Here is a 26705-nt window from a genome sequence, read left to right as displayed (position 1 = left end):
CGTGAGGCCGGGGGCATTCACGTCGGCACGCGGTATTCGCGACAAGCTCGTCAGGACAGGCTTAGAAATAGCCTTCCATCTTCTTCTTCTCCATCGAGCCGGCCTGGTCGTGGTCGATCAGGCGGCCCTGGCGCTCGGAGGTGGTGGTGAGCAGCATTTCCTGGATGATCTCCGGCAGCGTGGCCGCTTCTGACTCGACCGCGCCGGTCAGCGGGTAACAGCCCAGGGTGCGGAAGCGCACGCTGCGCATTTCCGGCACTTCGCCTTCCTTGAGCGGCAGGCGTTCGTCGTCGACCATTACCAGCATGCCGTCGCGGTTGACCACCGGGCGCGGCTTGGCGAAATAGAGCGGCACGATCTCGATGTTTTCGAGGTAGATGTACTGCCAGATGTCGAGCTCGGTCCAGTTGGACAGCGGGAACACGCGGATGCTCTCGCCCTTGTTGATCTTGCTGTTGTAGATGTTCCAGAGTTCCGGACGCTGGTTTTTCGGGTCCCAGCGATGGTTCTTGTCGCGGAAGGAATAAACACGCTCCTTGGCGCGCGACTTTTCCTCGTCGCGGCGCGCCCCGCCGAAGGCGGCGTCGAACTGGTACTTGTTCAGCGCCTGCTTGAGGGCGTCGGTCTTCATCACGTCGGTGTACTTGGCGCTGCCGTGGTCGAACGGATTGATGTTGGCCGCCCGCCCTTCTTCGTTGGTGTGCACCAGCAGTTCCATGCCGACCTTGGCCGCCATGCGGTCTCGGAACGCGATCATGTCGCGGAACTTCCAGGTGGTATCGACATGCAGCAGGGGGAACGGCGGCTTGCCCGGGTAGAACGCCTTGAGCGCGAGGTGCAGCATCACCGCCGAGTCCTTGCCGATGGAGTACAGCATCACCGGGTTCTCGAACTCCGCCGCCACTTCGCGAATGATATGGATCGACTCTGCTTCCAGTTGTTTGAGGTGAGTCAGTCTTGCTTCACTGATAGTCATCTTGCTCCGCCCGCTATTGGCACGTGGCCAGTTCTGTTCCTGCCAGCAGGCGGCACACCCGCCTGCCATTTGACGCCAATCTACCGGAAGCCCCCTAGCCAGGCAAAACCGAATGGATATATCAATATGCGCTATTGGAAGCAAAAAACTATCTAACCGGACATATAGCGGCGCCCCCGATGGCGGCCCTGTCTCCCACGGCGAGGATAAAGTTGTCCGGAGTCGGGAGATTGCTTATATAGTCAGCGGGGGAGAAAAAGAATGACAACACACGCCGCACCGATCCTGAGCCACGACGCCGCCCAGCTACTGGCCGGCTTGCCGGTTTCCGCCCCCGGCGGCACGCTCCGCCATACCCTGTCGTTGCCGCAGAAACTGACCGTCGCCACCTTTCCCGCCACCCGGCTGAAACATCCCGGCATCGTCCCGCCCAGCGAGCAGGAACTGCGCGACGGGCTCTGCCTTTGGCATTACGACCTGCCGGCCTGGCATCCGCTGGCCAGCCTGCTGGCGCTCTCGGGGGTGCTCCCGGGCAAAGAGGCGGTGGGACTGTGCTGCGACCTGCTGGGCGCGCTGATGTACGCCCACGCCCAAGGCGTGGCGCACGGCTGGCTGAGCCTGGACCACATTCTGCTCGACGACGAGCGCACGCCGCACCTGCTCGGGCTCGGGCTGTTGCCGGCACCGCCGGCGAATGCCCTGCCCCGCATGCGCCAGCGCGACCTCGCCGCGCTGGCCGGCATCCTGCACCAGTTGCTGACCGGCCAGCCGCCCGGCAGCACGCCGCTGCGGCAATTGAACCCGCTGATCGATGACGAACTGGACGCCATCATGGCGAGCGCGCTCGACACGACGCCGGGACAGGGCTTTGCCGACGCCGCCTCGCTGCTGGCGGCGCTGCAGGCCTGGCTCACCGCTCAGCACCGCTTCATCAAGGGCAGCGCCAGCCCGACCGCCTGGGACAGCCTGCTGGAGCGCATGCGCTATTCAGCCGACTTTCCCGCCCTGTCGCAGGCGATCCAGGCCATCAACCAGGTGAGTGAGGACCATACCGGCCGGGTGCAAGAGCTGGCGGAAATCATCCTGCAGGACTTCTCCCTCACCAACAAGCTGCTGCGGGTGGTGAACTCGGTGCATTACAGCCACTTCGGCGGCGCGGTCAGCACGGTGTCGCGCGCCATTGTCATCCTCGGTTTCGACACCATCCGCAACCTGGCGATCACGCTGCTGCTGTTCGAACACATGCACAACAAGGCGCACGCGGCCACCTTGAAGGACACCGCGCTGCGCACCTTCTTCTGCGGCCTGCTGACGCGCGAACTGGCGCAGCACGGTGCCGCCGGGGACAGCGAGGAAGCGCTGATCTGCGGCATGTTCCACCACCTGGGCGAACTCCTGTGCCGCTTCTATTTCCGCGAAGAAAGCCGGCTGATCGACCTCAAGGTCGAGAACGGGCTGAGCCTGACCCAGGCCACCATCCATACCCTGGGGCTGGATTTCGCCGCGCTGGGCATGAGCGTGGCCGAGCACTGGAGCTTCCCGGCACGCATCGTGCAGAGCATGGAGCTGCTGCCGGCCGGGCCGATCCGCCCGCCAGCCAGTGCCGCGGCGCGGCTGTGCATCCTGGCCAACCTGGCCGCCGAGCTGACGCAACTGACACAAGACCCCGGCAGCACCCCGCGCCAGCCGCTGGAGACGCTACTGGAACGCTATCAACGCGTGTTGCCGCTGAACGCGGAGCAGGCGATAGAGCACGTGCGTGCCGCGCTGCGGGCGTTCGACGAGCACGTCGAGCCGATCGGGGTCAGCGCCCGTCCCGACAGCTTCCTGGCGCGGCTGCGCGGCTCAGCGCTGCTCGCCGGCTCGACGCGTCCGGGCGTTCGCCCTCCGCCGCTCGCCCAAGCCATCCAGGCAGCCCGGCCGCAAGAGCTGGAGCTCGACCTGATGCTGGATTTCGCAGCCGTACCAGAGCCCTGCGACGACAGCAGCGCGCGCCGCTTGAGCGCCGGCATGCAGGAACTCACCCACGCTCTGCTCGGCCCGTTCAACCTGAACGAGCTGCTGCAGACCGTGCTGGAAACGTTGTTTCGCGCCACCCCGTTCGAGCACGTGCTGCTGTGCACGCGCGACCCGCGGTTGGGACAGATGGTGGCGCGTTCCGGTTTTGGCGAGCGGATCGGCGCGATGATCCCGGCATTCCGCTTCAGCCTGCAGGAGTCCGCCAACGTGTTCTGCGTGGCGCTGGAGCACAACGCCGACATCCTGATCGAGGACGTCAACGCGCCGAATATCGCCAGCCGCATCCCCAACTGGCTGCGCCGCGCCACGCCGGCGGAGACCTTCCTGATCCTGCCGCTGGTGCTGGAGAACAAGCCGATCGGCTGTCTGTACGGCGAACGCAGGCATGCCCATAGCCTGAAGCCCGACGCGGAAACGCTGAACCTGCTGAAGGCGCTGCGCAATCAGGCGCTGCTGGCGATCCGCCAGAAACAGTCCGCCGGCGGAGCCTGATGGCGGAACGCCGCGACACCCCCTACCCGGCCCGTCTTGCCGATGGCTCGCGCCGGGTTTCGTGGTCTGCCGGACTATAATTGACGGGAATGTGAGAGAAGGATTCGAACGTTTTGCGGCGTCGCATATTGACGTTTACGTAAACGTTATCTTATGTTCACGGAATCAGTGCACAAGGAGACATCATGGCAATCACCCGCATCGGCGTTATCGGCGCCGGCACCATGGGCAACGGCATCGCCCAGACCTTCGCCCGCCACGGCTTTCAGGTCACCCTGGTCGACACCTCGGCCGCAGCGCTGGAAAAAGGGCTCGCCACCATCCGGACGAGCCTCGCCAAGCTGGAAAAGAAGGCGCTGCTGAGCCCCGCCGACGTCGAGCTGACCCTCTCCAACATCACCACCGCCGACACGCTGGCCGCCCTGACCGGCTGCCAGCTGGTGGTGGAAGCCGCCACCGAGAACCCCGCGATCAAGGAAAAGATTTTCCGCGAGCTGGCGCGCACCCTGCCCGCCGACGCCATCCTGGCGTCCAACACCTCGTCGATCTCGCTGACCCGCATCGCGGCCTGGGTGGAGTGCCCGGAGCGGGTGATCGGCATGCACTTCATGAACCCGGTGCCGCTGATGCCGCTGGTGGAGATCATCCGCGCGCTGCAGACCGACGATGCCACCCACCAGGCGGTGCACACGCTGGCGGTGGAAATCGGCAAGACCCCGGTAACGGTGAAGGACGGCCCGGGTTTCGTCTCCAACCGCGTGCTGATGCCGATGATCAACGAGGCGGCGTTCGCGCTGTACGAGAACCTGGCCAGCGCCGAGGACATCGACACCGTGATGAAGCTCGGCATGAACCACCCGATCGGCCCGCTGGCGTTGGCCGACCTGATCGGCCTGGACACCTGCCTCGCCATCATGGACATCCTTCACGACGAGTTCCGCGACAGCAAGTACCGCGCCTGCCCGCTGCTGGCGCAGCTGGTGGCGGCCGGCCGGCTCGGGCGCAAGAGCGGGCACGGCTTCTACCGCTACGACTGACGACATGGGGAGAACGCGCACCCGGTGCATGGTCTAAACAGAACATCATAAAGGTTGGCCGAAGCCCCTGTTCATACCCGTCGCGGGAGCCATACCGGATCGCGGGCCCGGCGCAGAGGGTTTCCATGCGCTGCCGGCCCGCGCCGGGCAGCATCGAACACCGGCTCCTGTCCGGCCACGCGGAGGAGAAACCACGATGAGCACTGCCGTCCCCACCATCAAACTGCTGATCAACGGCGAATTCGTCGAGTCCAACACCAGCGACTGGCGCGACGTCGTCAACCCGGCCACGCAGCAAGTGCTGGCGCGGGTACCGATGGCAACGCCGGAGGAAGTCGACGCCGCCGTATCGGCGGCCAAGGAAGCCTTCAAGAGCTGGAAGAAGACGCCGATCGGCGCCCGCGCCCGCCTCTTCCTCAAGTATCAGCAGCTGATCCGCGACAACATGAAGGAGCTGGCGGCGATCCTCACCGCCGAGCAGGGCAAGACCCTGGCCGATGCCGAGGGCGACGTGTTCCGCGGCCTGGAAGTGGTCGAACACGCCGCCAACATCGGCAACCTGCAGTTGGGCGAGCACGCCGAGAACGTCGCCAGCGGCGTCGACACCTACACCGTGCAGCAACCGCTCGGGGTGTGCGCCGGCATCACGCCGTTCAACTTCCCGGCCATGATCCCGCTGTGGATGTTCCCGATGGCCATCGCCTGCGGCAACACCTTCGTGCTCAAGCCGTCCGAGCAGGACCCGATGGTGACGATGCGCCTGGTGGAACTGGCGATCGAAGCCGGCATTCCGCCCGGCGTGCTCAACGTGGTGCACGGCGGGCCCGAGGTGGTCAACGCGCTGTGCGACCACCCCGACATCAAGGCCTTGTCCTTCGTCGGCTCCACGCCGGTCGGCACCCACGTCTACCAGCGCGCGAGCCAGGCCGGCAAGCGCGTGCAGTGCATGATGGGCGCCAAGAACCACGCCATCGTGCTGCCCGACGCCAACAAGGAACAGGCGCTCAACCAGCTGGTCGGCGCCGGATTCGGCGCCGCCGGCCAGCGTTGCATGGCGATCTCGGTGGCGGTGCTGGTGGGCGAGGCGCAGGGCTGGATTCCCGAGCTGGTGGTCAAGGCCCGGGCGCTCAAGGTGGGCCCCGGCCGGGACAACCCTGACCTCGGGCCGCTGATTTCCCCCCGGGCGCGGGCGCGCGTCGCGGGACTGATCGCCAAGGGCATCGAACAAGGCGCCAAGCTGGAGCTGGACGGCCGCGCCGTGCAGGTGCCCGGCCATGAGCACGGCAACTTCGTCGGCCCAACCCTCTTCAGTGGCGTGAAGCCCGGCATGGCGATCTACGACCAGGAAATCTTCGGGCCGGTGCTGTGCCTGGTGGGGGTGGATAGCCTCGACGAGGCCATCGAACTCATCAACGCCAATCCGCACGGCAACGGCACCGCCATCTTCACCCAGAGCGGCGCCGCGGCGCGCAAGTTCCAGGAGGAGATCGACGTCGGCCAGGTCGGCATCAACGTGCCGATCCCGGTGCCGGTGCCGCTGTTCTCGTTCACCGGCTCGCGCGGTTCCAAACTGGGCGACCTGGGACCGTACGGCAAGCAGGTGATCCTGTTCTACACCCAAACCAAGACCGTCACCAGCCGCTGGTTCGACGACGCCGCCTCGAGCGGCAAGGTCAACACCACCATTGCGCTGCACTGACGCATCATCAGGCGCGGCGCGCTCATCCAACCCGGACGCGCCGCATATCGACATCCTCCCGCCGACCCGGCGGGGCTGACAAGATTGGCTGAAAACATGGACTTTGCCCTGACTGAACAACAGATCGCCTTCCAGGACGCCGCGCGCGCCTTCGCCACGCACGAACTGGCGCCGCATGCCGCGGAATGGGACGAACGCGAGGAGTTCCCGCTCGACGTCATCCGCCGCGCCGGCGAGATGGGCTTTCTCAGCCTGTACACCCCGGAAGCCTACGGCGGGCTGGGGCTCAGCCGTCTCGACGCCGCCATCGTGTTCGAGGAGCTCGCCGCCGGCTGCACCTCCACCGCCGCCTACCTCACCATCCACAACATGGTGAGCTGGATGATCGCCAGCTTCGCCAAGCCCGAGGTGGCCGAGCACTGGGTGCCGCAGATGGTGACGGGCGCCAAGCTCGGCAGCTACTGCCTGACCGAACCGGGCGCCGGCTCCGACGCCGCCTCGCTCAAGACCCACGCCGAGAAGAAGGGCGACGTTTACCTGCTCAACGGCTCCAAGATGTTCATCTCCGGCGCCGGCAGCACCGAGGTGCTGGTCGTGATGGCGCGCACCGGCGGCCCCGGCCCGAAGGGGGTGTCCGCCTTCGTGGTGCCGGCCGACGCGCCCGGAATCCAGTACGGCAAGAAGGAGAAGAAGATGGGCTGGAACAGCCAGCCCACGCGCGCTGTCACCTTCGACAACGTCGAGATTCCGGCCGCCAACCTGCTCGGCGAGGAAGGCCAGGGCTTCACCTTCGCCATGAAGGGGCTGGACGGCGGGCGCATCAACATCGCCACCTGCGCCGTCGGCACCGCCCAGGCCGCGCTCGCTGCCGCGCAGCGCTACGTGCAGGAGCGCCAGCAATTCGGCCATGCGCTGGCCGACTTCCAGACCGTGCAGTTCAAGCTCGCCGACATGCTGACCGAGCTCGTCGCCGCGCGCCAGATGGTGCGCCTGGCGGCGTGGAAGCTCGACAGCGGCAGCCCCGACGCCACCGCCTACTGCGCCATGGCCAAGCGCCTCGCCACCGACCTTGCCTTCAACGTCGCCAACCAGGCACTGCAGCTGTTTGGCGGCTACGGCTACCTGAAGGATTTCCCGCTCGAGCGCCACGTGCGCGACCTGCGCGTGCACCAGATTCTGGAAGGCACCAACGAGGTGATGCGCATGATCGTGGCGCGCCACCTGCTGAAGGACGGCGCGCTCGACACACTGCGCTGAGCTCTTGTGAATAAATCTGCTGCGCGCCCCGGTCCCGGGCCTGTGATGCTCGCCGTACCATTTGTACGGCTGAGCCTTTCGATTTTCTCTGGGTCGAACCAGCCTGGAGGCGCGGCGATGACCGCAGGGAATCCCCGTGGGACGATTTCTTTCACAAGAGCTAAGCAAGGATTGCCATATAACTAAGGAGAACATTTTGCCAAGCTACGCCCATCTCAACGTCGAAAAACACGGCCACACCGCGCTGGTAACCATCGCCAACCCGCCCGCCAACACCTGGAACCGGGAGAGCCTCTCCGCCCTCAAGGCGCTGGTGGCCGACCTCAACGCCGAGCGCGACATCTACGCCCTGGTCATCACCGGCGACGGCGAGAAGTTCTTCTCGGCCGGCGCCGACCTGACGCTGTTCGCCGACGGCAACAAGACCGTCGCCACCGAGATGACCATGCTGTTCGGCGAGGCCTTCGAGGCGCTCTCGGCGTTCCGTGGCGTCAGCATCGCCGCCGTCAACGGCTACGCCATGGGCGGCGGGCTGGAATGCGCCCTGGCCTGCGACATCCGCATCGCCGAGGAACAAGCTCAGATGGCGCTGCCGGAAGCGGCCGTCGGCCTGCTGCCCTGCGCCGGCGGCACCCAGCTGTTGCCCTGGCTGGTGGGCGAAGGCTGGGCCAAGCGCATGATCCTGTGCGGCGAGCGCGTGGACGCCGCCACCGCGCTGCGCATCGGGCTGGTGGAAGAAGTGGTCGGCAAGGGGCAGGCGCGCGCCGCCGCGCTGGCGCTGGCGGAGAAGGTGGCACGCCAGTCGCCGTCGTCGGTGGCGGCATGCAAGACGCTGGTGCAGCGCGCCCGTGTCGAGCCGCCGTCGTACAATCTGATCCACGAGCGCGAGCGCTTCATCAAGCTGTTCGACACCGAGGATCAGAAGGAAGGCGTCGGCGCCTTCCTGGAAAAGCGTCCGCCGCAGTGGAAGAATGCCTGAGAGCCGGCTCACGATCCGTCGCGAGCGTATCGCTGCGTGCCGATCTTCCGCGGAGACCCGCAAAGATTCGCACGCGGCACACCTGAACCCCGATCGGGAACGCGCCGCGAGACCGTAAGTCGATTCTGACTAGTTGGCCGAAAGGAACACCATGAACGACGAAGTCCTGTTTGAAGAACTGGCCAGCAGCAACGGCCGGCGCATCGGCGTGGCCACGCTCAACGCCGAGAAATCGCTCAACGCGCTGACGCTGGGCATGATCCGCCTGCTCGACGCGCAATTTCAGCGCTGGGCCGCCGACGACACCATCGCCTGCGTGCTGTTGCGCGGGGCCGGCGAACGGGCGTTCTGCGCCGGCGGCGACGTGCGCGCGGTGCGCGACGCCATCCTGGCCCACCACGGCGACGGTCCGATTCCCGAGGTGGTGACGTTCTTCCGCGAGGAATACACCCTCGACCATCGCCTGCACACCTTCCCCAAACCGGTCATCGTCTGGGGTCACGGCATCGTCATGGGCGGCGGGCTCGGCCTGATGGTCGGCGCCAGCCACCGTGTCGCCACGCCGGCCACGCGCATCGCCATGCCCGAAATCACCATCGGCCTATACCCGGACGTGGCCGGCAGCTGGTTCCTGCAGCGCATGCCGGCCAAGCTCGGGCTGTTCCTCGGCCTGACCGGCGCCCCGCTCAACGCCCACGACGCGCTGATCGTCAACCTGGCCGACCATGTCGTCGCGCTGGACGGCTATCCCGAGCTGCTGGCACGTCTGACCGACACCGCCTGGTCCGATACCGCTTCGGCCAACCACGCCGCCGTCACCGCCCTGCTTAACGACATGGAATGCGCTACCCACGCCTCCTTGCCGATGTCCAACGTCGAGCGCCAGCTGGTGGCCATCCACCGCCTGATGAACCGCGGCAGCCTGGCCGCCGTGGCGCAGGCGCTGACCGACGGCCATTTCGACGACCCCTGGCTGCAGGCGGCGGCGCACAGCTTCGCCCACGGCAGCCCGAGCTCGGCCGCGGTCACCTGGGAAATCTACCGCCGCGCCAAGCACCTGTCGCTGGCCGAGGCGTTGCGCATGGAGCTGATCCTGTCGGTCAACTTCTGCAGCAAGCCGGACTTCCGCGAAGGCGTGCGCGCGCTGCTGGTGGACAAGGACCGCCAGCCGCAGTGGAGCCGCAAGACGTTGGCCGAAGTCGACCAGGCCTGGGTCGACAGCCACTTCACCGCGCCGTGGGGGGATGGCGAACACCCGCTGGCGGCACTGGGCTGAGTTACCAACTTAAAGGGGAGAGCCCGTTACAGTAGGCGAGCGAGCCAAAGCAGATTGGGGGCCGCCAGCGCACAGGAACCGGAATGGACACGCAGTCCATGAGGATTCCGTATCGCCGAGCGGATGACTGCGTGCAAATCTCTCGCTGAGCCAATCGAAGTTTGGCACGCAGGGATTTGCCCAGCGAAAAATTCGCACGCAGCCTGCCTACACTCAAATGAAATGGGCACCTCAGGAGACAACCATGACTCACACCGCTTTCATCGGCCTCGGCAACATGGGCGGGCCGATGGCCCTCAATCTCCTCCGCAAAGGCTTTGCCATCAAGGTCTTCGACCTCTCCGCCGAGGCCATGCAAAGGTTGGCCGAAGCCGGCGCCACGGTCGCCACCAGCGCCGCCGATTGCGTCGCCGGAGCCGACATCGTTCTGTCGATGCTGCCCGCCAGCCACCACGTCGAGGGCCTGTACCTGGGTGAAAACGGCCTGCTCGCCCAACTGCCCAAGGGCACGCTGGTGATCGACTGCAGCACCATCGCCGCCGCCAGCGCCATCAAGGTGGCCGAGGCCGCGCTCGCCGCCGGCCTGCGCATGCTCGACGCGCCGGTATCGGGCGGCACCGCCGGCGCCGCCGCCGGCACCCTGACCTTCATCGTCGGCGGCGAGGCGGCTGACCTGGAACAGGCACGCCCGCTGTTCGAGGCCATGGGTAAGAACGTGTTCCTCGCCGGTGGCCACGGCGCCGGCCAGAGCGCCAAGATCTGCAACAACATGATGCTCGGCATCCTGATGGCCGGCACCGCCGAGGCGCTGGCGCTGGGGGTCAAGAGCGGGCTCGACCCCAAGGTGCTGTCCGAGATCATGGCCAAGAGCTCCGGCCGTAACTGGGCGCTGGAGCTGTACAACCCCTGGCCAGGGGTGATGGAAAACGTGCCGGCCAGCCGCGGCTACAGCGGCGGCTTCATGGCGGAACTGATGCTGAAGGACCTGGGCCTGGCCGAACAGGCGGCGCTGGCCTGCCACGCCGCCAACCCGCTCGGTGCCTTGGCGCGCAACCTATACGAGGAGCACGTCGCCGACGGCCACGGCAAGCTCGACTTCTCCAGCATCCTCAAGCACTTCTACCGCGACTGAGCGGCAGGCCGCCCGGCCGCTTTCGGCCCCCGTCTCTGCGTACATCCAGGGAGACGGCCGGGCTGCCGCTCCGGCACACGAGAGTCATGCCCTGCCCTGTCTCCTGTCAGATCGTACCTCGCAAGCGCTCAGCCGCAGCGCTTGGCCAGCTGCTGCGGGTCGCTCACGTAAGGATTGCCGCTGCCCTGCAACGCCACGATGCGCGCTTCGCGCTGTCGCTCCCATTCGTCCACCGGGTAGGTCTTGGCCCAGGCGCACATCAGTTGGCGATCCTGGCTGCTCATGCGCAGGCCGTACTGGTCGTGCATGTAGAGGGTGATGCGCGCGGCGCGTCCGCGCACCTCTTCGCGCGGCTGCACGCGCCGGTTCTTGAAGTCGACAATGGTCCGGCACTGGCCGTACATCGGGGTCGGAGTGCGCGTCCAGGCGCCGTACGACAGGTTGCCGCGATCGCCGTTAACCTCGCCTACCGCCGGAACCAGGTTGTTCAAATCGCCCTCGGCCATGCGGAACGCCGCGTCGGTGGCCACGCAGTTCTTGCGCCCGCCCTGCTGCCAGCATTGCCGCTGATGCCCCAGTACCCAGGCCGGCACCACGTGCTCCCACTCGATGCGACTGGCACGCGCGGCATTCTTGCGCGGCTGATACCCACAGGAAGCGAAATTGACGTCCTTGCCGCTGTACTTGCAGCCACAGTAGAAGTCTTCCTCCATGCCGGCAAAGACCTCCGGCAACACTTTCTTGGCGTTATTGAAATCGCGGTGACCCACGCTGTGCTTGCCGGATACCAACGTGACTGCTTCGGCGGGGGGCGGAGTGTACGAGGAAACGTCCCGGGCGACGGGGGATGGACGGTCATGGCCGAGGCAGGCGCTCAGCAGCAAGGGCAACAGCAAAAACAGCAAGCGTTTCATGGCGGGTGGCAGGCAAAAAACCGCCACCCTAGCCCGCCTGCTCAGGACAACTCAAGCGCAGGAAACAAATATAAACAATTTAAAATAATGCCAAATAGATGGTTTATTTCAAAACAAATACTTGCAAATCATGCTGTGCTTCGCACCTCGTAGCCGCGCTTGACCAATTCCTTCTCCAGCTCGGACAAAGCGATGCCGACCAGCGCCGGCTGGCCGCTGAAACCGAACTCGATGTGCATCTGCGGGATGGCGTCGTTGCCGAAGTTGGGCAGGCTGGACAGCTTCAGCGCCGGGTAGCGCGCACTGAACGCCTCCATCAGCCCGATCAGGTCACCCTCGCGGGCGTTGATGGCGATCACGCTACGTTCGACATCCGGCACATCGTTCCGGAGGTGCGGGTAGTGCGTATCGAGCACCCACTCGATCATCGGCCACGCCATGGCCGGAAAACCCGGCACGAAATGCACGTCCTGCACCGAGAAACCCGCGATGCGGTTGACCGGGTTCGGGATCAGGCGCGCGCCGAGCGGGAACGCCCCCATGTTGATGCGGTGCGGATAGGCCTCGTCGCCGAAACGCTCCTCGATAATGGCGCGCGCCTCCGGGTGCACCGCCAGCTCCACCCCCAGCGCGCGGGCAGCACAGCCACGGGTATGGTCGTCCGGGGTGGCGCCGATGCCACCGAAGCTGAACACCAGGTCGCCACTGGCGAAGGCATGCTTCAACGCCGCCTCGATCCGACGCGGATCGTCTCCGAGGTACTCGGCCGCCGCAAGTGGCATGCCGCGAGCGGCCAGGATACGGATCAGCGCCTGCAAATGCTTGTCCTGGCGCTTTCCAGACAACAATTCGTCGCCGATGATGATGGCTGCTACCTGCATGACTGGCTCCTGTCAGAGTGTTCGTGAATAAATCTGCTGCGCGCCCCATCCGGCCGGGCGAGGCACGTCGCCCACCGACACGACGGTGCTTCGACACTGGCGGCAATGCCGTTCTCCGACGCGCTCAGGATTTGAGATGCGAGACCGAGCGGAGCAACGCGGTACCCCGCTCGCGTACGGCATAATACAGCCGCCCCACCCATTCGCGCAGCGCGGCGTGCGTCTCCTGCATCGCCCGCCCGGAAGGCAGGTACCACATCACGCCACCACCATCGTAGCGTACGAGTCCGGTCGGCGCCGGCAGCACCTTCAGGCCCTGCTCTTCGAACAGCGGCACGGCCCGTGCCAGGTGCCAGCCCTGGCTGACCAGCGTGATGGAACGCACGCCGTCGGCCTTGAGTAGCTGCGCCGACAGGCGTGCGTTGTCGAACGTGGTATCCGAGCCCTGCTCGACCCAACGCGGCTGAACGCCATAATCGCTCACCAAGGTGCGGGCCATCACCGGCGCTTCCGCCTCGCCCCCCAGCGGTGCACCGCCGCTGACCAGCACGGGACGGCCACTGTGCCGCGCCAGGTAGGCGGCATAACGCAGCCGCATCAGGGTGTCGGCCGACGGCTCGTTACGGCCGTATTCTGGTGCCGGCTTCTTGCCGCCCCCCAATACCACGATGGCACCGGTCTCCCGCACCTGGGACAGCGCCACCAGCGGAAAACGCTCGAGCGAACGGTTCAGCCACATCGCCATCTGCGGGGTCGCCAGGGCATACGACAAGCCCAGCGCGAGCGCAACGACCACACTCCCCGCCCTCGGATGGCGCCGCCTCAGCCACAGCCCCAGCAGGACAAGCAGGATGACGTTGAGCGGGGGCAAGAAAAAAGCCCCGAGGAGCTGGTGAACCAGCACGCCGGGGCCAAGAGTCGCATTCATTGTCAGCTCGGGTCAGCCGCCCAGATAGGCGTTGCGCACGCGCTCGTCGTCCAGCAGCTCGCGCGCCGGGCCGCTCATGGTGATGCGGCCGCTCTCCATCACGTAGCCGCGCTGGCTGATCTCCAGCGCCAGCTTGGCGTTCTGCTCAACCAGCAGCATCGTCACGCCCTGCGCCGAGATCATCTGGATGATCTCGAAGATCTTCTGCACGATGATCGGCGCCAGGCCCATCGACGGTTCGTCCAGCAGCAAGAGCTTGGGCTTGGACAGGATCGCCCGGCCCATCGCCACCATCTGCTGCTCGCCGCCCGACAGCGTGCCGGCCAGCTGTTTGAAGCGCTCCTTCAGGCGCGGGAACAGCTCGTAGACGTGTTCCAGCTCGTTCTGGATCGCCGCCTTGTCGTCGCGGTAGAACGCGCCCATCAGCAGGTTCTCTTCCACCGTCAGCTTGGCGAAGATGCCGCGGCCTTCCGGCACCATGGCCAGACCGCGGCGCACGAAGTTGTGCGCCGGAATCCCGGCGGTTTCCTTGCCGTCGTAGACGATGCTGCCGCCAGACTTCTTCTCCATCCCCACCAGCGTGCGCAGCGTCGAGGTCTTGCCGGCGCCGTTGGCACCGATCAGCGTCACCAGTTCGCCCTGCTCGATGTGCAGGTCGATCCCCTTCACCGCATGGATGCCGCCGTACGACACCTGCAGGTTCTTCACGTCCAAGAGACTCATGCGTGGGCCGCTCCCAGGTAGGCTTCAATCACTTTCGGGTCCTTGCGCACCACTTCCGGCACGCCTTCGGCGATCTTCTTGCCGTAGTCGAGTACGGCGATGCGGTCGCACAGGCCCATCATCAGCTTCACGTCGTGTTCGATCAGCAGCACGGTCACGCCGTCCTTGCGGATCTTTTCCATCAGCACCTTGAGGTCTTCGGTTTCGCTCGGGTTCATGCCGGCGGCCGGTTCGTCGAGCGCCAACAGCTTGGGCTCGGTGGCCAGCGCACGGGCGATCTCCAGGCGGCGCTGGTGGCCGTACGACAGGTTGCGGGCGCGTTCAAAGGCAACGTCGGTGATGCCGACGTAGGCCAGCAGCTCCCACGCCTTGGCTTCGATCGCCTTCTCTTCGGCCATGGTCTTCTTGTCGCGCAGGATCGCACCCAGGGCGTTGGCCTTGGAGCGGATGTGGCGACCCACCATGACGTTCTCCAGCGCGGTCATCTCACCGAACAGGCGGATGTTCTGGAAGGTCCGGGCGATGCCGGTGCCGACCACCACGTGCGGCTTGGCGCGGAACAGGTCCTGGCCGTCGAAGGTGAAGGTACCTTCGTCGGGCTGATAGAGACCGGTCAACACGTTGAACAGCGTGGTCTTGCCGGCGCCGTTCGGGCCGATCAGGCCGTAGATCTCACCCTTGTTGATGGTCAGACCGACATTGTTCAGGGCATGCAGGCCGCCAAAGCGCTTGTTGATGCCTTCGATTTTCAGCAGAGCGTGTGCCATGGCTTAACCTTTCTTCGCGTCGTCGAACTCGGCCTTGCGGCGCTTGGACGGCCACATGCCTTCCGGACGCAGCAGCATCATGATGACCAAGGCGAGGCCGAAGATCAGCATGCGGGCGTTTTCCGGGTCGATCAGCATGCGACCGAAGGTGTGCATCTGCAGCGGGCCGATGACGTCGCGCAGCACTTCCGGCGCCACGGTCAGCACCACCGCCCCCAGGATCACGCCCGGGATGTGGCCCATGCCGCCCAGCACGATCATCGCCAGGATCATTACCGACTCCAACAGACCGAACGATTCCGGCGAGATGAAGCCCTGGAACGAGGCGAACAGGCCACCGGCCACACCACCCGACAGCGCGCCCAGCGAGAACGCCAAGAGCTTGATGTTGCGGATGTTGAGCCCCATCGCGGCGGCGGCGATCGAGTCTTCACGCATCGCCACCCAGGCACGGCCGATGCGCGAGTGCTGCAGGCGCCAGGCCATGATCACCACCAGCACGGTCAGCGCCAGGAAGAAGTAGTAGTACAGGTAAACGCTGTTGAAGCTGTGGCCGGCGATCTCCAGCGGCTTGCCGAACGACAGCCCGCCGATCTTGACCGGATCGATCAGGTTGATCCCCTGCGGGCCGTTGGTGATGTTGATCGGCGCGTTCAGGTTGTTCATGAAGATACGCACGATCTCACCGAAGCCCAGCGTCACGATCGCCAGGTAGTCGCCCTTCAGGCGCAGCACCGGGGTGCCGAGCAGGATGCCGAAGAACGCTGCCACCAGCGCCCCGAGGGGGATGGTGATGTAGAACGGCAGGTGGATGTCGAAGTGCGGCGAACCCAACAGCGCAAAGGTGTAGGCGCCGACGGCGTAGAAGGCGATGAAGCCCAGGTCCAGCAGGCCGGCGAAGCCGACCACGATGTTGAGCCCCAGCGCCAGCATCACGTACAGCAGCGCGAAGTCGATGATGCGCAGCCACGAGTTGCCCAGCAGGCCGCCGACGACGAACGGCAGCACCGCGAGCACGATGGCCGACACGAGGAACAGGCCGACCTTCTTGTTGGTGTCGAGCTTGTTCATTTCTAGTGCCATGGTCATGTTTGTTTCTCCCCTTCGATCAGGCACGGTCGGCCATTTTTTCGCCCAGCAGGCCGGACGGACGGAAGATCAGCACCAGGATCAGCACCATGAAGGCGAAGATGTCCTGGTAGTGGCTGCCGAGGAAGCCGCCGGTCAGGGTGCCGATGTAGCCGGCGCCCAGGCTCTCGATGATGCCGAGCAGGATACCGCCCGCCACGGCGCCGCCGAGGTTGCCGATGCCGCCCAGGACCGCCGCGGTGAACGCCTTCAGGCCGATCAGGAAGCCCATGTAGTAGTGGGCCTGGTCGTAGTTGGTGGCGACCATCACGCCGGCGATGGCGCCCAGCGCGGAGCCCAGCATGAAGGTGGAGGAGATGATGGTGTTGACGTTGACGCCCATCAGCGAGGCCACGCCCGGGTTCTGGCTGGTGGCGCGCATGGCGCGGCCGAGCTTGGTCTTCTCGACCATGATCAACAGACCGGCCATGATCACCAGGCACAGCACGATGATCATGATCTGCAGCACGGTGATGCTGGCGCCGAAGATCTCGACGGTGTCATGGCTGAGGATCGACGGGAACGGGATGTAGTTGCGGCCCCAGATCAGGATCGCCACCTGCTGCAGCACGATCGACAGGCCGATCGCGGTGATCAGCGGCGCCAGGCGCGGCGCGTTGCGCAGCGGACGGTAGGCGACGCGTTCGATGGTGTAGCCCAACAGCGCGCAGGCCGGAATGGCGATAACGAGACCAATCAGAACCAGTATCGGCCCCGGAAGGTTGACTCCGGCCCCCATCAGCGAGGTCACGACGGTGATGGTGACCATGGCCCCCATCATGACGACTTCGCCATGGGCGAAGTTGATCAGCCCCATGATCCCGTACACCATGGTGTAGCCCAGCGCGATCAGCGCGTAGATGCTACCCAGCACGAGGCCATTGAGTATCTGTTGCAAAAAAATGTCCACGGTGGGAATTCTCCTTTGATTGAAGACCCGACGACACGACGGGGGTGGCCCTCTTTTCGTTATCGTCCATCTAGCGTCCGGTTGATGACTTTTGCTGTCACTATCCGGAAACTTCGGCGGATTATGCGTGTGTCTACAATCGACTGTCAATCTTAACAAGAGCCCCAAAAACCCCTAAAGAATAGACTCCCAAACATGACACAAGTAATTGTTTTTTATGGATTTTTTTTATTAATCTCGAAACACAACCGAAACGCGCTGCACTGCACCAGAACAAAACATCGCACGCCCCGGATTGAACCGACGATTTTCCTGCAGATTTTCGATCAAATAGCGATTTTCCGTCATGAGCTCTGATGGGCTGGCAAGAAAACGCCGTGAAAACAAGCTCTTTCCGTTGCTACTCGCGTCGAGCAACGGCAATTTTTGTTGTATACAAAATACAAAAGGCAACCCGCATCGGGCTGCCTTTTTTGCACCAGAACCGGACTCAAACCAGCTGGAACGGGTACACCGCGCCAAGTCCCATGATTTGGGTCAATTCATCGAGCGCGGTGCGGCATTCCAGCAACAGTTGCGGGTCACCGAGGTCTTCCGGGGACAGGCGATCGCGATAATGCTTGTCCACCCAGGCGTTCAGCGTGCCGAACAATTGCTCGGACATCATCACGCGCGGGTTGACCGCGGCGATTTCCGACTCGGACAAGGCCACGCGCAGACGCAGGCAGGCCGGCCCGCCGCCGTTCTGCATGCTTTGCTTGAGATCGAACACGCGCACCTCGTCGATCGGGCCGCCCGAGGCCTTGAGCTTCTCCAGGTAGGCCCAGACACGTTCGATATTGCGGCACTCTTCCGGCACCACGATGATCATGCCGCCGCCCGGCTTGGACAGCAGCTGACTATTGAAGAGGTAGCTCTTCACCGCCTCCTCCACCGACACTTCGGCCTGCGGCACCTCAATGGCGATGAAGTCGCCGCCTGCCGCCGCCAGCTTGCGGTCCAGCTCGGCCAGCACCTCGGCCTGATGCAGGAAGGACTTCTCGTGGTGGAACAGCACGTTGCGGTTACCGACCGAGATCACGTCGTTGTGGAACACGCCGGCATCGATGGTGTCCGGGTCCTGCTGGGCGTAGACCACGCCCTCCTCCTTCAGGCCGTGCAGCCGGGCCACCGCCTGGCACGCTTCCAGCGTCTGGCGTGCCGGGAACCGGGCCGGTTTCGGATAGCGGTTGTCGAAAGCAGCGGCACCGAACACGAAGAACTCCACACCGGCTCCGTCGTAACGGTCGCAGAAACGGGTATGGTTGGCTGCGCCTTCGTCGCCGAAGTGCATCTGCGCCGGCAGCGCCTCGTGCACCATGAAGCGCTCGCGGTCGGCAAACATCGCCTGCAGGATGCGTCGAGTGGTCGGGTACTCGATCGAACGATGGAACTTGTTGTTCAGGTTGGCCGGGGTAAAGTGCACGCGGCCGTCGGCGGTGTCGCCGGACGGGCTGACGGTGGCCGCGTTGGCGGTCCACATGCAGGAGGCGGACGAGGCGGCCGCCAGGATGGCCGGTGCCTCCTTGGCCGCGCGCTCGATCACTTGCGCATCGCTGCCGCCAAAGCCGAGGAGACGCAGGCTCGCCACATCCGGGCGCTCGTGCGGCGCCAGCACGCCTTGCTTGAAGCCCAGGTCGTGCAGCGCCTTCATCTTGGCCAGCCCCTGCTTGGCGGCCAGCCTCGGGTTGGACACGGCGTTCTGGTTGCCGGTGGAAGCGACGTTGCCGTAGGACAGGCCGCTGTAGTTGTGCGTCGGGCCAACCAGGCCGTCGAAGTTCACTTCAAAAGCGTTGCTCACAGTACGATCCCCGGAGAAAGTTGAGTCGGAACGGTCAGGCTGTCGCACTCCAGCGAAGCGACCGGCCAGGCACAGTAATCGGCTGCATAGTAGGCGCTGGGGCGATGATTGCCCGAGGCGCCGATGCCACCGAACGGAGCGGCGCTGGAGGCACCCGTCAGCGGCTTGTTCCAGTTCACCACGCCGGCACGGCTTTCCAGCAGATAGCGCTCGTATTCGGCGCGGTCGTCCGACAGCACGCCGCCAGCCAGGCCGAAGCGGGTGTCGTTGGCGATCTCGATGGCCTGGTCGAACGAGGTGTAGCGGATCACCTGCAGCAGCGGGCCGAAGAATTCGTCATCCGGACGCTGTGCCGAGGTGGTATCGATGATGCCCGGCGACAGAATGGCACCGGTCTCGGACAGGCGGCGCATTTCCAGCAGCACCTTGCCGCCGTTCTCACGCAACGTGGCCTGCGCCTTGAGCAGCGCGTCGGCCGCGGTGTTGGAAATCACCGAGCCCATGAACGGAGCCGGTTCTTCGTTGTAGAGCCCCACCTTGAGCTTCGCGGCGACCTCGACCAAACGTCCGACGAAGGCATCGCCCCACTCCCCGGCCGGGACCAGCAGACGCCGTGCGCAGGTACAGCGCTGGCCGGCGGAGATGAAGCCAGACTGGATCACGTGGTGCACGGCGGCATCGACCTCGGCCACCTTACCCACGATCAGCGGATTGTTGCCGCCCATCTCCAGCGCCAGGATCTTCTCCGGCTGGCCGCCGAAGGTCTTGTGCAGCAGGTTGCCGGTGGCGGAACTGCCGGTGAAGAACAGGCCGTCGATGCCGGCATGGTTGGCCAAGGCGATGCCGGTTTCCTTGGCGCCCTGGGCCAGGTTGATCACGCCCGCCGGCAAGCCGGCTTGCTGCCACAGCTTGACGGTTTCCTCGGCGGTCCACGGCGTCAGTTCGGACGGCTTGAAGATCACGGTGTTGCCGGCCAAGAGTGCCGGCACGATATGGCCGTTGGGCAGGTGGCCCGGGAAGTTGTACGGACCGAACACCGCCACCACGCCGTGGGGCTTGTGGCGCAATACCGCCTGAGCGTCGCCCATGGGGGCGGCGCGCTCGCCGGTGCGCTCGTTGTACGATTTGACCGAGATGTCGACCTTGTTGACCATGGTGGTCACCTCGGTCAGCGCTTCCCACATCGGCTTGCCGGTTTCCTTTGCGATCACCTCGGCCAAAGCATTCTTGTTGGCGGCCAGAAGCTCGCCGAAACGACGGGCAATGGCTACCCGCTCGTCAAAAGAAGTGCGCGACCAACTCTTGAAGGCGGCGCGAGCGGCGGCAACGGCGGCGTCGATTTGAGCCGGCGAGGCGCCCTTGCCTTCCCAGATCAGCTCGGTCGTGGCCGGGTTGGTCTTTTTCAACGGCTCGCCGTCACCGGCCAGCCAGGTTCCATTGATACACAGCGTTGTCATTTAGATAGTCTCCTTGGGCGAGAGCGTGACACAGCGCACCGGGTCACCTTCGCCCACTTGCAGGGCGTGCGCCTCTTCGGGCGTCAGCAGAATCTCGTTATCGACGACGGTGGTTTCCGCCAGAATCACGCGGAAGCCTTCAAACTGGGTGTTCGACACCAGCAGGTTCTTGCGCTCGCCCTCGACCGGAGCGGTCACGACGCGGACGCTGGCCATGACGCTCTGCTTCACGGCGCGAATTTCGCTGGTATAGGCCTGCACCGTCGGACCGGCGTCGAAGATGTCGACGTAGCCCTCGTAACGGAAGCCCTCGGACTCCAGCATGGCGACCGCCGGCCGGGTGTTCTCGTGCGTCTTCCCGATCACGGCCCGGGCTTCTGGCGACAGGAAATCGATGTACACCGGGTGCTTGGGCATCAGTTCGGCAACGAAGGCCTTCTGCCCGACCCCGGTCAGGTAGTCGGCTTCGGCGAACTCCATGGAGAAGAAGTGCCGGCCCAGCGCCTCCCAGAACGGCGACTTGCCGTCGCTGTCCGAGACCCCGCGCATTTCGGCCACCACCATCTTGCCGAACAGGTCGGCGAACTGGGCCAGGAACAGGAAGCGGCTCTTCGACAGCAAGCCACCGTTGCGGTTGACGCGGTAATCCGGGTGCAGGAACAGCGTGCACAATTCCGAATAGCCGGTGTGGTCGTTGGACAGGAACAGGGTGTCGTGGCGTGAATAGACGTTCAACTCTTCCGAGGCGTGCACGATGGTGCCGACACGGTAGTTGTACCAAGGCTCGTGCAGGCCGACCGCAGCCTCCAGGGCGCAGATGCCAGCGACGGTGCCGTTGCTGCCGTCTTCCAGCACAAACACGTAGCCTTGTTCGGCCAACTCGGCCTCACCGCTGAACGAGCGCACCGAGCGCAGGATGCGCTTGGCCAGACGTTCCTCGTTGATCGGCAGCGACGTCAGGCCCACGCCGGCACTCGCCGCCAACTTCATCAGCCCCGGCAGGTCATCGCGGGTAATGGGACGGATCACCATCATGATTGTTTCTCCTTGGCCTCGTGCAGCGGCACCACACGCACCGGCTGGCCGTTCGACAGCGCCAGCACTTGAGCGACATCCTGGGTCATCAGCGCCATCCCGTTGACCAAGGCAACGCGGGCCGCCACCGCGGCAAAGCGGTCGGTGCAGCCATTGCTGAGCAGCATGGTGGTGGCGGACGGCGGCAGGCTGACCGACACTTCCACCGGATAGGTACCGCTGCATTCGACGGTCCACAGCCGGTCGACGTCGGCGGTCAGCACCGCGCCGCCATCGAAGATGTCGAGGTAGTTGTCGGCCTCGAAGCCCTCGCTGGTCAGCAGCATGAACGGCCGCTCGAAATCCGGGTGGACCTGGCCGATGGCGTTCTGCGCCTCGTCCGGCAGCAAGGGCACGTAGATCGGGTAGGCCGGCATCAGTTCGGCGATGAAGGTCTTGCTGTGCGAGACGAAGGCCTGCTCCACCTGGATGAAATCCATATTGAAGAAGCGCCGGCCGATGGCGTTCCAGAACGGCGACTGCCCCTGCTCGTCGTGAATACCCTGCATCTCGGCCAGAATGCGCTTGCCGAAGCGCTCGCGCTGCCCGGCGATGAACAGCAGGCGGGCACGCGACAGCAGCTCGCTGCCGAGGCCACGGTAGGCCGGGTCGGCGTAGAAGCCGCACAACTGCACCATCCCGGTCAGGTCGTGGCAGATATTCAGCACATGGATGCGGTTGTTGACCTTGAGCGGACGCGAGGCGTGCACAAAGGTCTCGCTGCGATAGCTGTAGAATGGTTCATCGAAACCGGCGGAAGCGCTGATCGAGGCAGTCCCCACCACCTCGCCGTGCTCTTCCAGCACGAACATATAGAATTCGCGGCCGGTATCCGGCACCGCCTCGTGCTCGAAAGCGCTGGCCGATTGCTGGATACGCTCGAACAACTTGTCCCGGTCATTGGGCAAACTGGTCACGCCGATGCCGCTGGCCACTGCCATGCGCTCGATTGCAGGCAGATCGGAGGTCCGGACTGGACGGACGACTAACATGGGCAAGCCCTCCCAAGCATGTCAAATCATTGTCGCGACGTTTTTCAGGCGCAGCCGTCCCCTACGACCTGCCCAGCCGGGCAGGTCGCGGGTGAAAAACGTCAATTGTTAAGAGAAGGGGGCGGGTTTAGCGGATGCTAACCAAGCTGGCGATGGCGGCATCGAGGCGGGCGAGACCCTCGTCGATGTCTTTGTCCTCAACCACCAGGGACGGCGCCAGGCGCACCACGTTCAGCCCTGCGACCAATACCATCAGGCGTTCTTTCTCGGCGGCCTTGAGGAAGTCCTTGGCACGACCGGCGTACTCGTCGGCCAGCACGCAGCCGATCAACAGACCCATGCCGCGCACGGTCTTGAACACGTGGTACTTGGCGTTGATGGCGTTCAGGCCGGCCACGAAACGGTCGTGCTTGACGCGCACACCCTCCAGCACTTCCGGACGGCTGACGATCTCGACTACCTTGCCGGCGATGGCGGATGCCAGCGGGTTGCCGCCGTAGGTAGTGCCGTGGGTGCCAACGCCCAGACTCTTGGCGATGGCAGCGGTCGTCAGGATGGCCCCAACCGGGAAGCCGCCGCCCAAGCCCTTGGCCGAGGACAGGATGTCCGGGGTCACACCGTAAGACTGGTAGGCATAGAGCGTGCCGCAACGGCCGACACCGGTCTGCACTTCGTCGAAGATCAGCAGCGCGTTGTGCTGGTTACACAGCTCGCGGGCCGCCTCCAGGTAGGCCTTGTCAGCCGGCAGCACGCCGCCCTCGCCTTGCACCGGCTCGATCACCACGGCGCAGGTCTTGTCGGAGATGGCGGCCTTGAGGGCCTCGATACTGTTGAACTCGACGTGGGTGATGCCCGCCGGATTGGGGCCGAAACCCTCGCTATACTTGGGCTGCCCGCCGACGTTGACGGTGAACACGGTACGACCGTGGAACGAGTTCTTGCAGGAAATGATTTCGTACTTGTCGGCGCCGAAATGGTCGGTGGCGTACTTGCGGGCCAGTTTGAAAGCCGCTTCGTTGGCTTCGGCACCGGAGTTGCACAGGAACACACGCTCGGCAAAGGTCAGCTCGGTCAGACGAGTCGCCAGTTGTAGCGCCGGTTCGTTGGTGAAGACGTTGGACAGGTGCCACAGCTTGTTGCCCTGCTCGGTCAGCGCGGCCACCAGCTCCGGGTGGCAGTGACCGAGCGAGTTGACGGCGATGCCGCCAGCGAAATCGATGTACTCATTGCCCTGCTGATCCCATACACGGGAACCCAGCCCTTTCACCGGAATGAACTCGACGGGAGAGTAGTTGGGGACCATGACCTGGTCGAAGGTAGCGCGGGTAACAGCGTTGCTCATCTTGATAGTTCCTTCGTGCAGTAACGGGTACTTTTGGGTAATTGTCCGAATCATTCTAATCGAATCCGCAAACAGCCCCATATCCGGTTTGCGACATGCGATTACAAAAACCTCGGAGCCCGAAAGCGCGTGAATTCAGCGCAAATCAGGCCAGATTGCGCATTTCGGATAGCTTATTACGGTCAGGAACGCGGATTTCCCGGCCTTCCACCACGATCCCGGCCTGTTCGGAGAGTTTTTGCAGAACCCGGGAGAACGTTTCCGGGGTCAGGTTGAGGCGTGAGGCCAGCGTCTGTTTGTTGACCGGCAGGTTGACCACGTTGTCGTCGCTGTCCTCCAGGCTGTTGAGCAGGTAGCCCACCACGCGCTCCACGGCCGACTCCAGCGTGTAGGTCTCGACATCCTTGAGTAGCGTTCGCAGCCGCATCGACAAGCCCGCCAGCATGCGTCGTGCCAGGCGGCTGTCGTCATCCAGCGCGGTAAACAGGGTTTCGGCCGGGATGAACAGCACCAGCGAATCTTCCACCGCCTGCGCCATCACCGGATAGGGCTGCTCGAGAAACATCACGGCTTCGCCGAAGCTTTGCGAAGGGTGAATGATTTCGATCACTTTCTCGGTTCCCTGGCGCGCGACGATGGCGATCTTGATACGGCCGTACACCAGCACGTACATGCCCTGGCACGGGTCGCCACGCTGGAACAGCATCTGCCCCTTTTCGTAGCGCTGCTCGATCGCCCTTTCGGCCAACCTGGACAGTTCATCCTCATGGCAAACGCTGAACAATGGAATGTGCTTGAGAAAGGCGTGCGTTGACGGCCCGGACATGATTTTCTCCCTCGATTCTTGACTCTGATCATTCAGCTCGGACGACGTGCGTCCGATACTCCCTAATACCCCATCCGGAGTTGTATGAAGATGCGACCGCTATCCCCCACCCCCACTCCCGGCCCCGGCCTGGCTCCAAAACCATCGCCGGCAGTCACGCTACCGGCCTTCTTGCAGGCACCGCACCGCGTGGCCTTCCTGCCCGGCATGGTGTTCGCCATCACGCTCTTGGCAGGCTGGTCGCTGGAAATGAGCCACCGCCTGGCAGGCTTTGCCCTGCCGCTATCCATCCCCGCCACGCTGGCGCACGGCTTCCTGATGCTGTACGGCATTTTTCCGTTCTTCATGACCGGCTTCATCCTGACCGCCGGACCACGCTGGCTCAACGTCGACGCGCCGTCTCGCGCCCGCTACCTGGCCATTCCGGCCCTGATGGCGGGCGGCCTGGTAGCGTGGCTCGCCGCCCTGGCGCTGGGCCCGGGCCTGGCCGTGGCCGGCCTATTGAGTTATGCACTGGGCTTTGCCGGACTGGTGCTGGTCTTCGGCCAGATCATCCTGGCCAGCCCGCAACCCGACCGGCGCCACGCCATCGCGGTGGAACTGGCCTTCATCGTCGGCCTCGCCGGGCTGATGGCCGCCCTCTGCTGGCTGCTCAGCGGTGACACCCTCGGCTGGGCAGTGATGCGTGACCTGGCGCTATGGGGCTTTTTGCTGCCGGTCTTCCTGACCGTCAGCCATCGCATGGTACCGTTCTTTTCCTCGAGCGTGCTTGCCGGCTATACCGTATGGCGACCGAACTGGCTGCTCTATGCCCTGCTGGGCGGCTCGTTCGGCCACGGCCTGCTGCACATCGCCGGCGTCACCACCCTGCCCGCCGACCTGCCGTTCGCCCTGCTGCTGGCCTACACCTCGTGGCGCTGGCAGTTGCGTGCCAGCCTGTCGGTGCGCTTGCTGGGCATGCTGCACCTGGCCTTTGCCTGGCTGGCGATCGGTTTCACCCTGTACGTCCTGCAAGAAGGGGCCGCCCTCTTCGGCCAACCCCTACTGGGGCTCGCGCCGCTGCACGCCATCACCACCGGCTTCTTCCTGACCATGATGATCGCCTTCGTGACACGGGTCAGTCTCGGCCATTCAGGGCGGCCGCTGGAAGCCAGTCCTGGGATATGGCGGCTTTACCTCGCCGCCCACTGGATGGCGCTGGCGCGGGTGCTCGCCGACCTCCCCCCCGCTGGGCTGACCAGCGTGCTGTATGTGGTCGCCGCCGGCGGCTGGCTGCTCACGCTGCTATGCTGGGGTAGGCTGTTCATCCCGGCCTACTTGAAGCGGCGCGAGGACGGCAAGCCCGGCTAAGTATCGATTTTCTCCGTAGCGCACCTACCGACCCGACCACCCGACCAAGAGACCCATCATGCCAGCCCAAGACCTGAGAAACATGGCCCCGCCCGGGCCGATCGAAATCATCCTCAATGCGGCCGATGAGCTTCAAGCAGGAGGCGAAGCCTCCTTCATCCTACCGCACTTTCCCGGCCCGCTGATCCCGATGCTGGACGAGTATGCCGCACTCGAGTACCGCTTCGAAACCGGCAGCGAAGGCGGTGTGCTGCTGCACCTGCGCCGTCCGGCGGAAGACTAAACGCGATACGGCGGTGCCCTCACACCCAAGGCAACAAAAAAGCCCGCGCATGCGCGGGCTTTTCACTGGCAGCGATCAGACTCAGCTGCCGGCCTTCAGACCGAAGGAGTCGGCGGTTTCGCGCGCCGTCTTGGCTTCGTCTTCCAGCAGGGCCTTGATCGACAGGCGGATACGGCCGCGGTCGTCCATCTCGATCGCCTTGACCTTCACCACTTGGCCTTCTTTCAGGTAGTCGGACACGTTCTTGATACGCTCGTTGGCGATCTGCGAGATGTGTACCAGGCCATCCTTGCCCGGCAGGATCGATACGATGGCGCCGACGTTGTGTCGAGAATCTTCACCACGGTGCCTTCGTAGATCTTGCCTACTTCGACTTCGACGGTGATTTCCTCGATGCGCTTCTTGNNGCGGCATCAGCACCTT

General features: G+C 64.6%; 24 protein-coding genes. 9 read left to right on the top strand and 15 right to left on the bottom strand.

Annotation, left to right across the window (positions count from 1 at the left end):
- Positions 1-61 precede the first annotated feature (61 nt).
- Positions 62-976, bottom strand: coding sequence for a sulfate adenylyltransferase subunit CysD (gene cysD / locus FURADRAFT_RS12460; RefSeq protein WP_008954518.1), 915 nt, complete (start codon positions 974-976; stop codon positions 62-64).
- A gap of 261 nt (positions 977-1237) precedes the next feature.
- Between cysD and FURADRAFT_RS12455 the strand changes: the two genes are divergently transcribed.
- The 7 genes from FURADRAFT_RS12455 to mmsB all read left to right on the top strand — a co-directional run bounded on the left by FURADRAFT_RS12455 (position 1238) and on the right by mmsB (position 10867).
- Positions 1238-3487: an HDOD domain-containing protein gene (locus FURADRAFT_RS12455; protein WP_008954517.1), complete on the top strand. Its 2250-nt coding sequence runs from the start codon at positions 1238-1240 to the stop codon at positions 3485-3487.
- Between the two features lie 185 nt (positions 3488-3672).
- On the top strand, positions 3673-4524 hold the full coding sequence (locus FURADRAFT_RS12450) for a 3-hydroxybutyryl-CoA dehydrogenase (protein ID WP_008954516.1): 852 nt from the start codon (positions 3673-3675) through the stop codon (positions 4522-4524).
- Between the two features lie 196 nt (positions 4525-4720).
- Positions 4721-6223, top strand: coding sequence for a CoA-acylating methylmalonate-semialdehyde dehydrogenase (locus tag FURADRAFT_RS12445; protein WP_008954515.1), 1503 nt, complete (start codon positions 4721-4723; stop codon positions 6221-6223).
- A gap of 96 nt (positions 6224-6319) precedes the next feature.
- Complete coding sequence (locus FURADRAFT_RS12440; protein WP_008954514.1) at positions 6320-7480, top strand: acyl-CoA dehydrogenase family protein; 1161 nt, start codon at positions 6320-6322, stop codon at positions 7478-7480.
- 196 nt (positions 7481-7676) lie between these two features.
- Positions 7677-8459, top strand: coding sequence for an enoyl-CoA hydratase (locus FURADRAFT_RS12435; protein ID WP_008954513.1), 783 nt, complete (start codon positions 7677-7679; stop codon positions 8457-8459).
- A 151-nt stretch (positions 8460-8610) separates the two neighbouring features.
- Positions 8611-9735, top strand: coding sequence for an enoyl-CoA hydratase/isomerase family protein (locus tag FURADRAFT_RS12430; RefSeq protein ID WP_008954512.1), 1125 nt, complete (start codon positions 8611-8613; stop codon positions 9733-9735).
- A 244-nt stretch (positions 9736-9979) separates the two neighbouring features.
- Positions 9980-10867 (top strand): 3-hydroxyisobutyrate dehydrogenase, encoded by an 888-nt coding sequence (gene mmsB / locus FURADRAFT_RS12425; protein ID WP_008954511.1) that lies wholly within the window; start codon positions 9980-9982, stop codon positions 10865-10867.
- A gap of 128 nt (positions 10868-10995) precedes the next feature.
- Here the strand turns inward: mmsB and FURADRAFT_RS12420 are convergent, their stop codons facing one another.
- The 13 genes from FURADRAFT_RS12420 to FURADRAFT_RS12360 form a co-directional block, all read right to left on the bottom strand.
- Positions 10996-11781, bottom strand: a complete 786-nt coding sequence (locus tag FURADRAFT_RS12420) for an endonuclease (RefSeq protein ID WP_008954510.1) — start codon at positions 11779-11781, stop codon at positions 10996-10998.
- A 128-nt stretch (positions 11782-11909) separates the two neighbouring features.
- Entirely contained in the window at positions 11910-12662 is a 753-nt protein-coding gene (locus FURADRAFT_RS12415) for a competence/damage-inducible protein A (protein WP_008954509.1), read from the bottom strand.
- 124 nt (positions 12663-12786) lie between these two features.
- Positions 12787-13590: a YdcF family protein gene (locus FURADRAFT_RS12410; RefSeq protein WP_008954508.1), complete on the bottom strand. Its 804-nt coding sequence runs from the start codon at positions 13588-13590 to the stop codon at positions 12787-12789.
- A gap of 12 nt (positions 13591-13602) precedes the next feature.
- Positions 13603-14313: an ABC transporter ATP-binding protein gene (locus FURADRAFT_RS12405; protein ID WP_008954507.1), complete on the bottom strand. Its 711-nt coding sequence runs from the start codon at positions 14311-14313 to the stop codon at positions 13603-13605.
- Positions 14310-15080 carry an ABC transporter ATP-binding protein gene (locus FURADRAFT_RS12400; protein ID WP_008954506.1) on the bottom strand — a complete coding sequence of 257 codons (771 nt, stop codon included), beginning with the start codon at positions 15078-15080 and terminating at the stop codon, positions 14310-14312. The genes FURADRAFT_RS12405 and FURADRAFT_RS12400 overlap by 4 nt, the downstream gene beginning before the upstream one ends.
- Positions 15081-15083: 3 nt before the next feature.
- Complete coding sequence (locus FURADRAFT_RS12395; RefSeq protein ID WP_008954505.1) at positions 15084-16169, bottom strand: ABC transporter permease subunit; 1086 nt, start codon at positions 16167-16169, stop codon at positions 15084-15086.
- Between the two features lie 19 nt (positions 16170-16188).
- Positions 16189-17118, bottom strand: a complete 930-nt coding sequence (locus tag FURADRAFT_RS12390) for a branched-chain amino acid ABC transporter permease (RefSeq protein ID WP_008954504.1) — start codon at positions 17116-17118, stop codon at positions 16189-16191.
- A 490-nt stretch (positions 17119-17608) separates the two neighbouring features.
- Positions 17609-18958, bottom strand: coding sequence for an N-succinylarginine dihydrolase (gene astB / locus FURADRAFT_RS12385; protein WP_008954503.1), 1350 nt, complete (start codon positions 18956-18958; stop codon positions 17609-17611).
- Entirely contained in the window at positions 18955-20415 is a 1461-nt protein-coding gene (gene astD, locus FURADRAFT_RS12380) for a succinylglutamate-semialdehyde dehydrogenase (RefSeq protein ID WP_008954502.1), read from the bottom strand. The genes astB and astD overlap by 4 nt, the downstream gene beginning before the upstream one ends.
- Positions 20416-21450 (bottom strand): arginine N-succinyltransferase, encoded by a 1035-nt coding sequence (gene astA / locus FURADRAFT_RS12375; protein ID WP_008954501.1) that lies wholly within the window; start codon positions 21448-21450, stop codon positions 20416-20418. It lies immediately after the preceding gene.
- Entirely contained in the window at positions 21447-22481 is a 1035-nt protein-coding gene (gene aruF, locus FURADRAFT_RS12370; RefSeq protein ID WP_008954500.1) for an arginine/ornithine succinyltransferase subunit alpha, read from the bottom strand. Before aruF ends, astA begins: the two co-directional genes overlap by 4 nt.
- A 127-nt stretch (positions 22482-22608) precedes the next feature.
- Complete coding sequence (locus FURADRAFT_RS12365; RefSeq protein ID WP_008954499.1) at positions 22609-23823, bottom strand: aspartate aminotransferase family protein; 1215 nt, start codon at positions 23821-23823, stop codon at positions 22609-22611.
- A gap of 145 nt (positions 23824-23968) precedes the next feature.
- Positions 23969-24649, bottom strand: coding sequence for a Crp/Fnr family transcriptional regulator (locus tag FURADRAFT_RS12360; protein ID WP_008954498.1), 681 nt, complete (start codon positions 24647-24649; stop codon positions 23969-23971).
- 84 nt (positions 24650-24733) lie between these two features.
- On the opposite strand from FURADRAFT_RS12360, the gene FURADRAFT_RS12355 reads away from it, so the two are divergent.
- A complete protein-coding gene (locus FURADRAFT_RS12355; protein ID WP_236261583.1) occupies positions 24734-25999 on the top strand; it encodes an NnrS family protein in 1266 nt (421 codons plus the stop codon).
- A 58-nt stretch (positions 26000-26057) separates the two neighbouring features.
- Entirely contained in the window at positions 26058-26282 is a 225-nt protein-coding gene (locus tag FURADRAFT_RS12350; RefSeq protein ID WP_008954496.1) for a DUF2249 domain-containing protein, read from the top strand.
- 81 nt (positions 26283-26363) lie between these two features.
- Here FURADRAFT_RS12350 and FURADRAFT_RS21425 read toward each other — a convergent pair.
- A partial coding sequence (locus tag FURADRAFT_RS21425) for a S1 RNA-binding domain-containing protein (RefSeq protein ID WP_456238949.1) occupies positions 26364-26705 on the bottom strand: 342 nt, incomplete at its 5' end.

The sequence above is a fragment of the Pseudogulbenkiania ferrooxidans 2002 genome (genome assembly GCF_000174355.1).
GTDB lineage: Bacteria > Pseudomonadota > Gammaproteobacteria > Burkholderiales > Chromobacteriaceae > Pseudogulbenkiania > Pseudogulbenkiania ferrooxidans.
The sequence above is the reverse complement of the archived record's forward strand: the minus strand, read 5'-3'. Positions and strand labels throughout refer to the sequence as shown.

Bases quoted from the DNA above. Each gene is read 5' to 3' on its own strand.
- cysD (WP_008954518.1), bottom strand. From the start codon at position 976: ATGACTATCAGTGAAGCAAGACTGACTCACCTCAAACAACTGGAAGCA.
- FURADRAFT_RS12455 (WP_008954517.1), top strand. From the start codon at position 1,238: ATGACAACACACGCCGCACCGATCCTGAGCCACGACGCCGCCCAGCTA.
- FURADRAFT_RS12450 (WP_008954516.1), top strand. From the start codon at position 3,673: ATGGCAATCACCCGCATCGGCGTTATCGGCGCCGGCACCATGGGCAAC.
- FURADRAFT_RS12445 (WP_008954515.1), top strand. From the start codon at position 4,721: ATGAGCACTGCCGTCCCCACCATCAAACTGCTGATCAACGGCGAATTC.
- FURADRAFT_RS12440 (WP_008954514.1), top strand. From the start codon at position 6,320: ATGGACTTTGCCCTGACTGAACAACAGATCGCCTTCCAGGACGCCGCG.
- FURADRAFT_RS12430 (WP_008954512.1), top strand. From the start codon at position 8,611: ATGAACGACGAAGTCCTGTTTGAAGAACTGGCCAGCAGCAACGGCCGG.
- mmsB (WP_008954511.1), top strand. From the start codon at position 9,980: ATGACTCACACCGCTTTCATCGGCCTCGGCAACATGGGCGGGCCGATG.
- FURADRAFT_RS12420 (WP_008954510.1), bottom strand. From the start codon at position 11,781: ATGAAACGCTTGCTGTTTTTGCTGTTGCCCTTGCTGCTGAGCGCCTGC.
- FURADRAFT_RS12415 (WP_008954509.1), bottom strand. From the start codon at position 12,662: ATGCAGGTAGCAGCCATCATCATCGGCGACGAATTGTTGTCTGGAAAG.
- FURADRAFT_RS12410 (WP_008954508.1), bottom strand. From the start codon at position 13,590: ATGAATGCGACTCTTGGCCCCGGCGTGCTGGTTCACCAGCTCCTCGGG.
- FURADRAFT_RS12405 (WP_008954507.1), bottom strand. From the start codon at position 14,313: ATGAGTCTCTTGGACGTGAAGAACCTGCAGGTGTCGTACGGCGGCATC.
- FURADRAFT_RS12400 (WP_008954506.1), bottom strand. From the start codon at position 15,080: ATGGCACACGCTCTGCTGAAAATCGAAGGCATCAACAAGCGCTTTGGC.
- FURADRAFT_RS12395 (WP_008954505.1), bottom strand. From the start codon at position 16,169: ATGACCATGGCACTAGAAATGAACAAGCTCGACACCAACAAGAAGGTC.
- astD (WP_008954502.1), bottom strand. From the start codon at position 20,415: ATGACAACGCTGTGTATCAATGGAACCTGGCTGGCCGGTGACGGCGAG.
- astA (WP_008954501.1), bottom strand. From the start codon at position 21,450: ATGATGGTGATCCGTCCCATTACCCGCGATGACCTGCCGGGGCTGATG.
- aruF (WP_008954500.1), bottom strand. From the start codon at position 22,481: ATGTTAGTCGTCCGTCCAGTCCGGACCTCCGATCTGCCTGCAATCGAG.
- FURADRAFT_RS12365 (WP_008954499.1), bottom strand. From the start codon at position 23,823: ATGAGCAACGCTGTTACCCGCGCTACCTTCGACCAGGTCATGGTCCCC.
- FURADRAFT_RS12360 (WP_008954498.1), bottom strand. From the start codon at position 24,649: ATGTCCGGGCCGTCAACGCACGCCTTTCTCAAGCACATTCCATTGTTC.
- FURADRAFT_RS12355 (WP_236261583.1), top strand. From the start codon at position 24,734: ATGAAGATGCGACCGCTATCCCCCACCCCCACTCCCGGCCCCGGCCTG.
- FURADRAFT_RS12350 (WP_008954496.1), top strand. From the start codon at position 26,058: ATGCCAGCCCAAGACCTGAGAAACATGGCCCCGCCCGGGCCGATCGAA.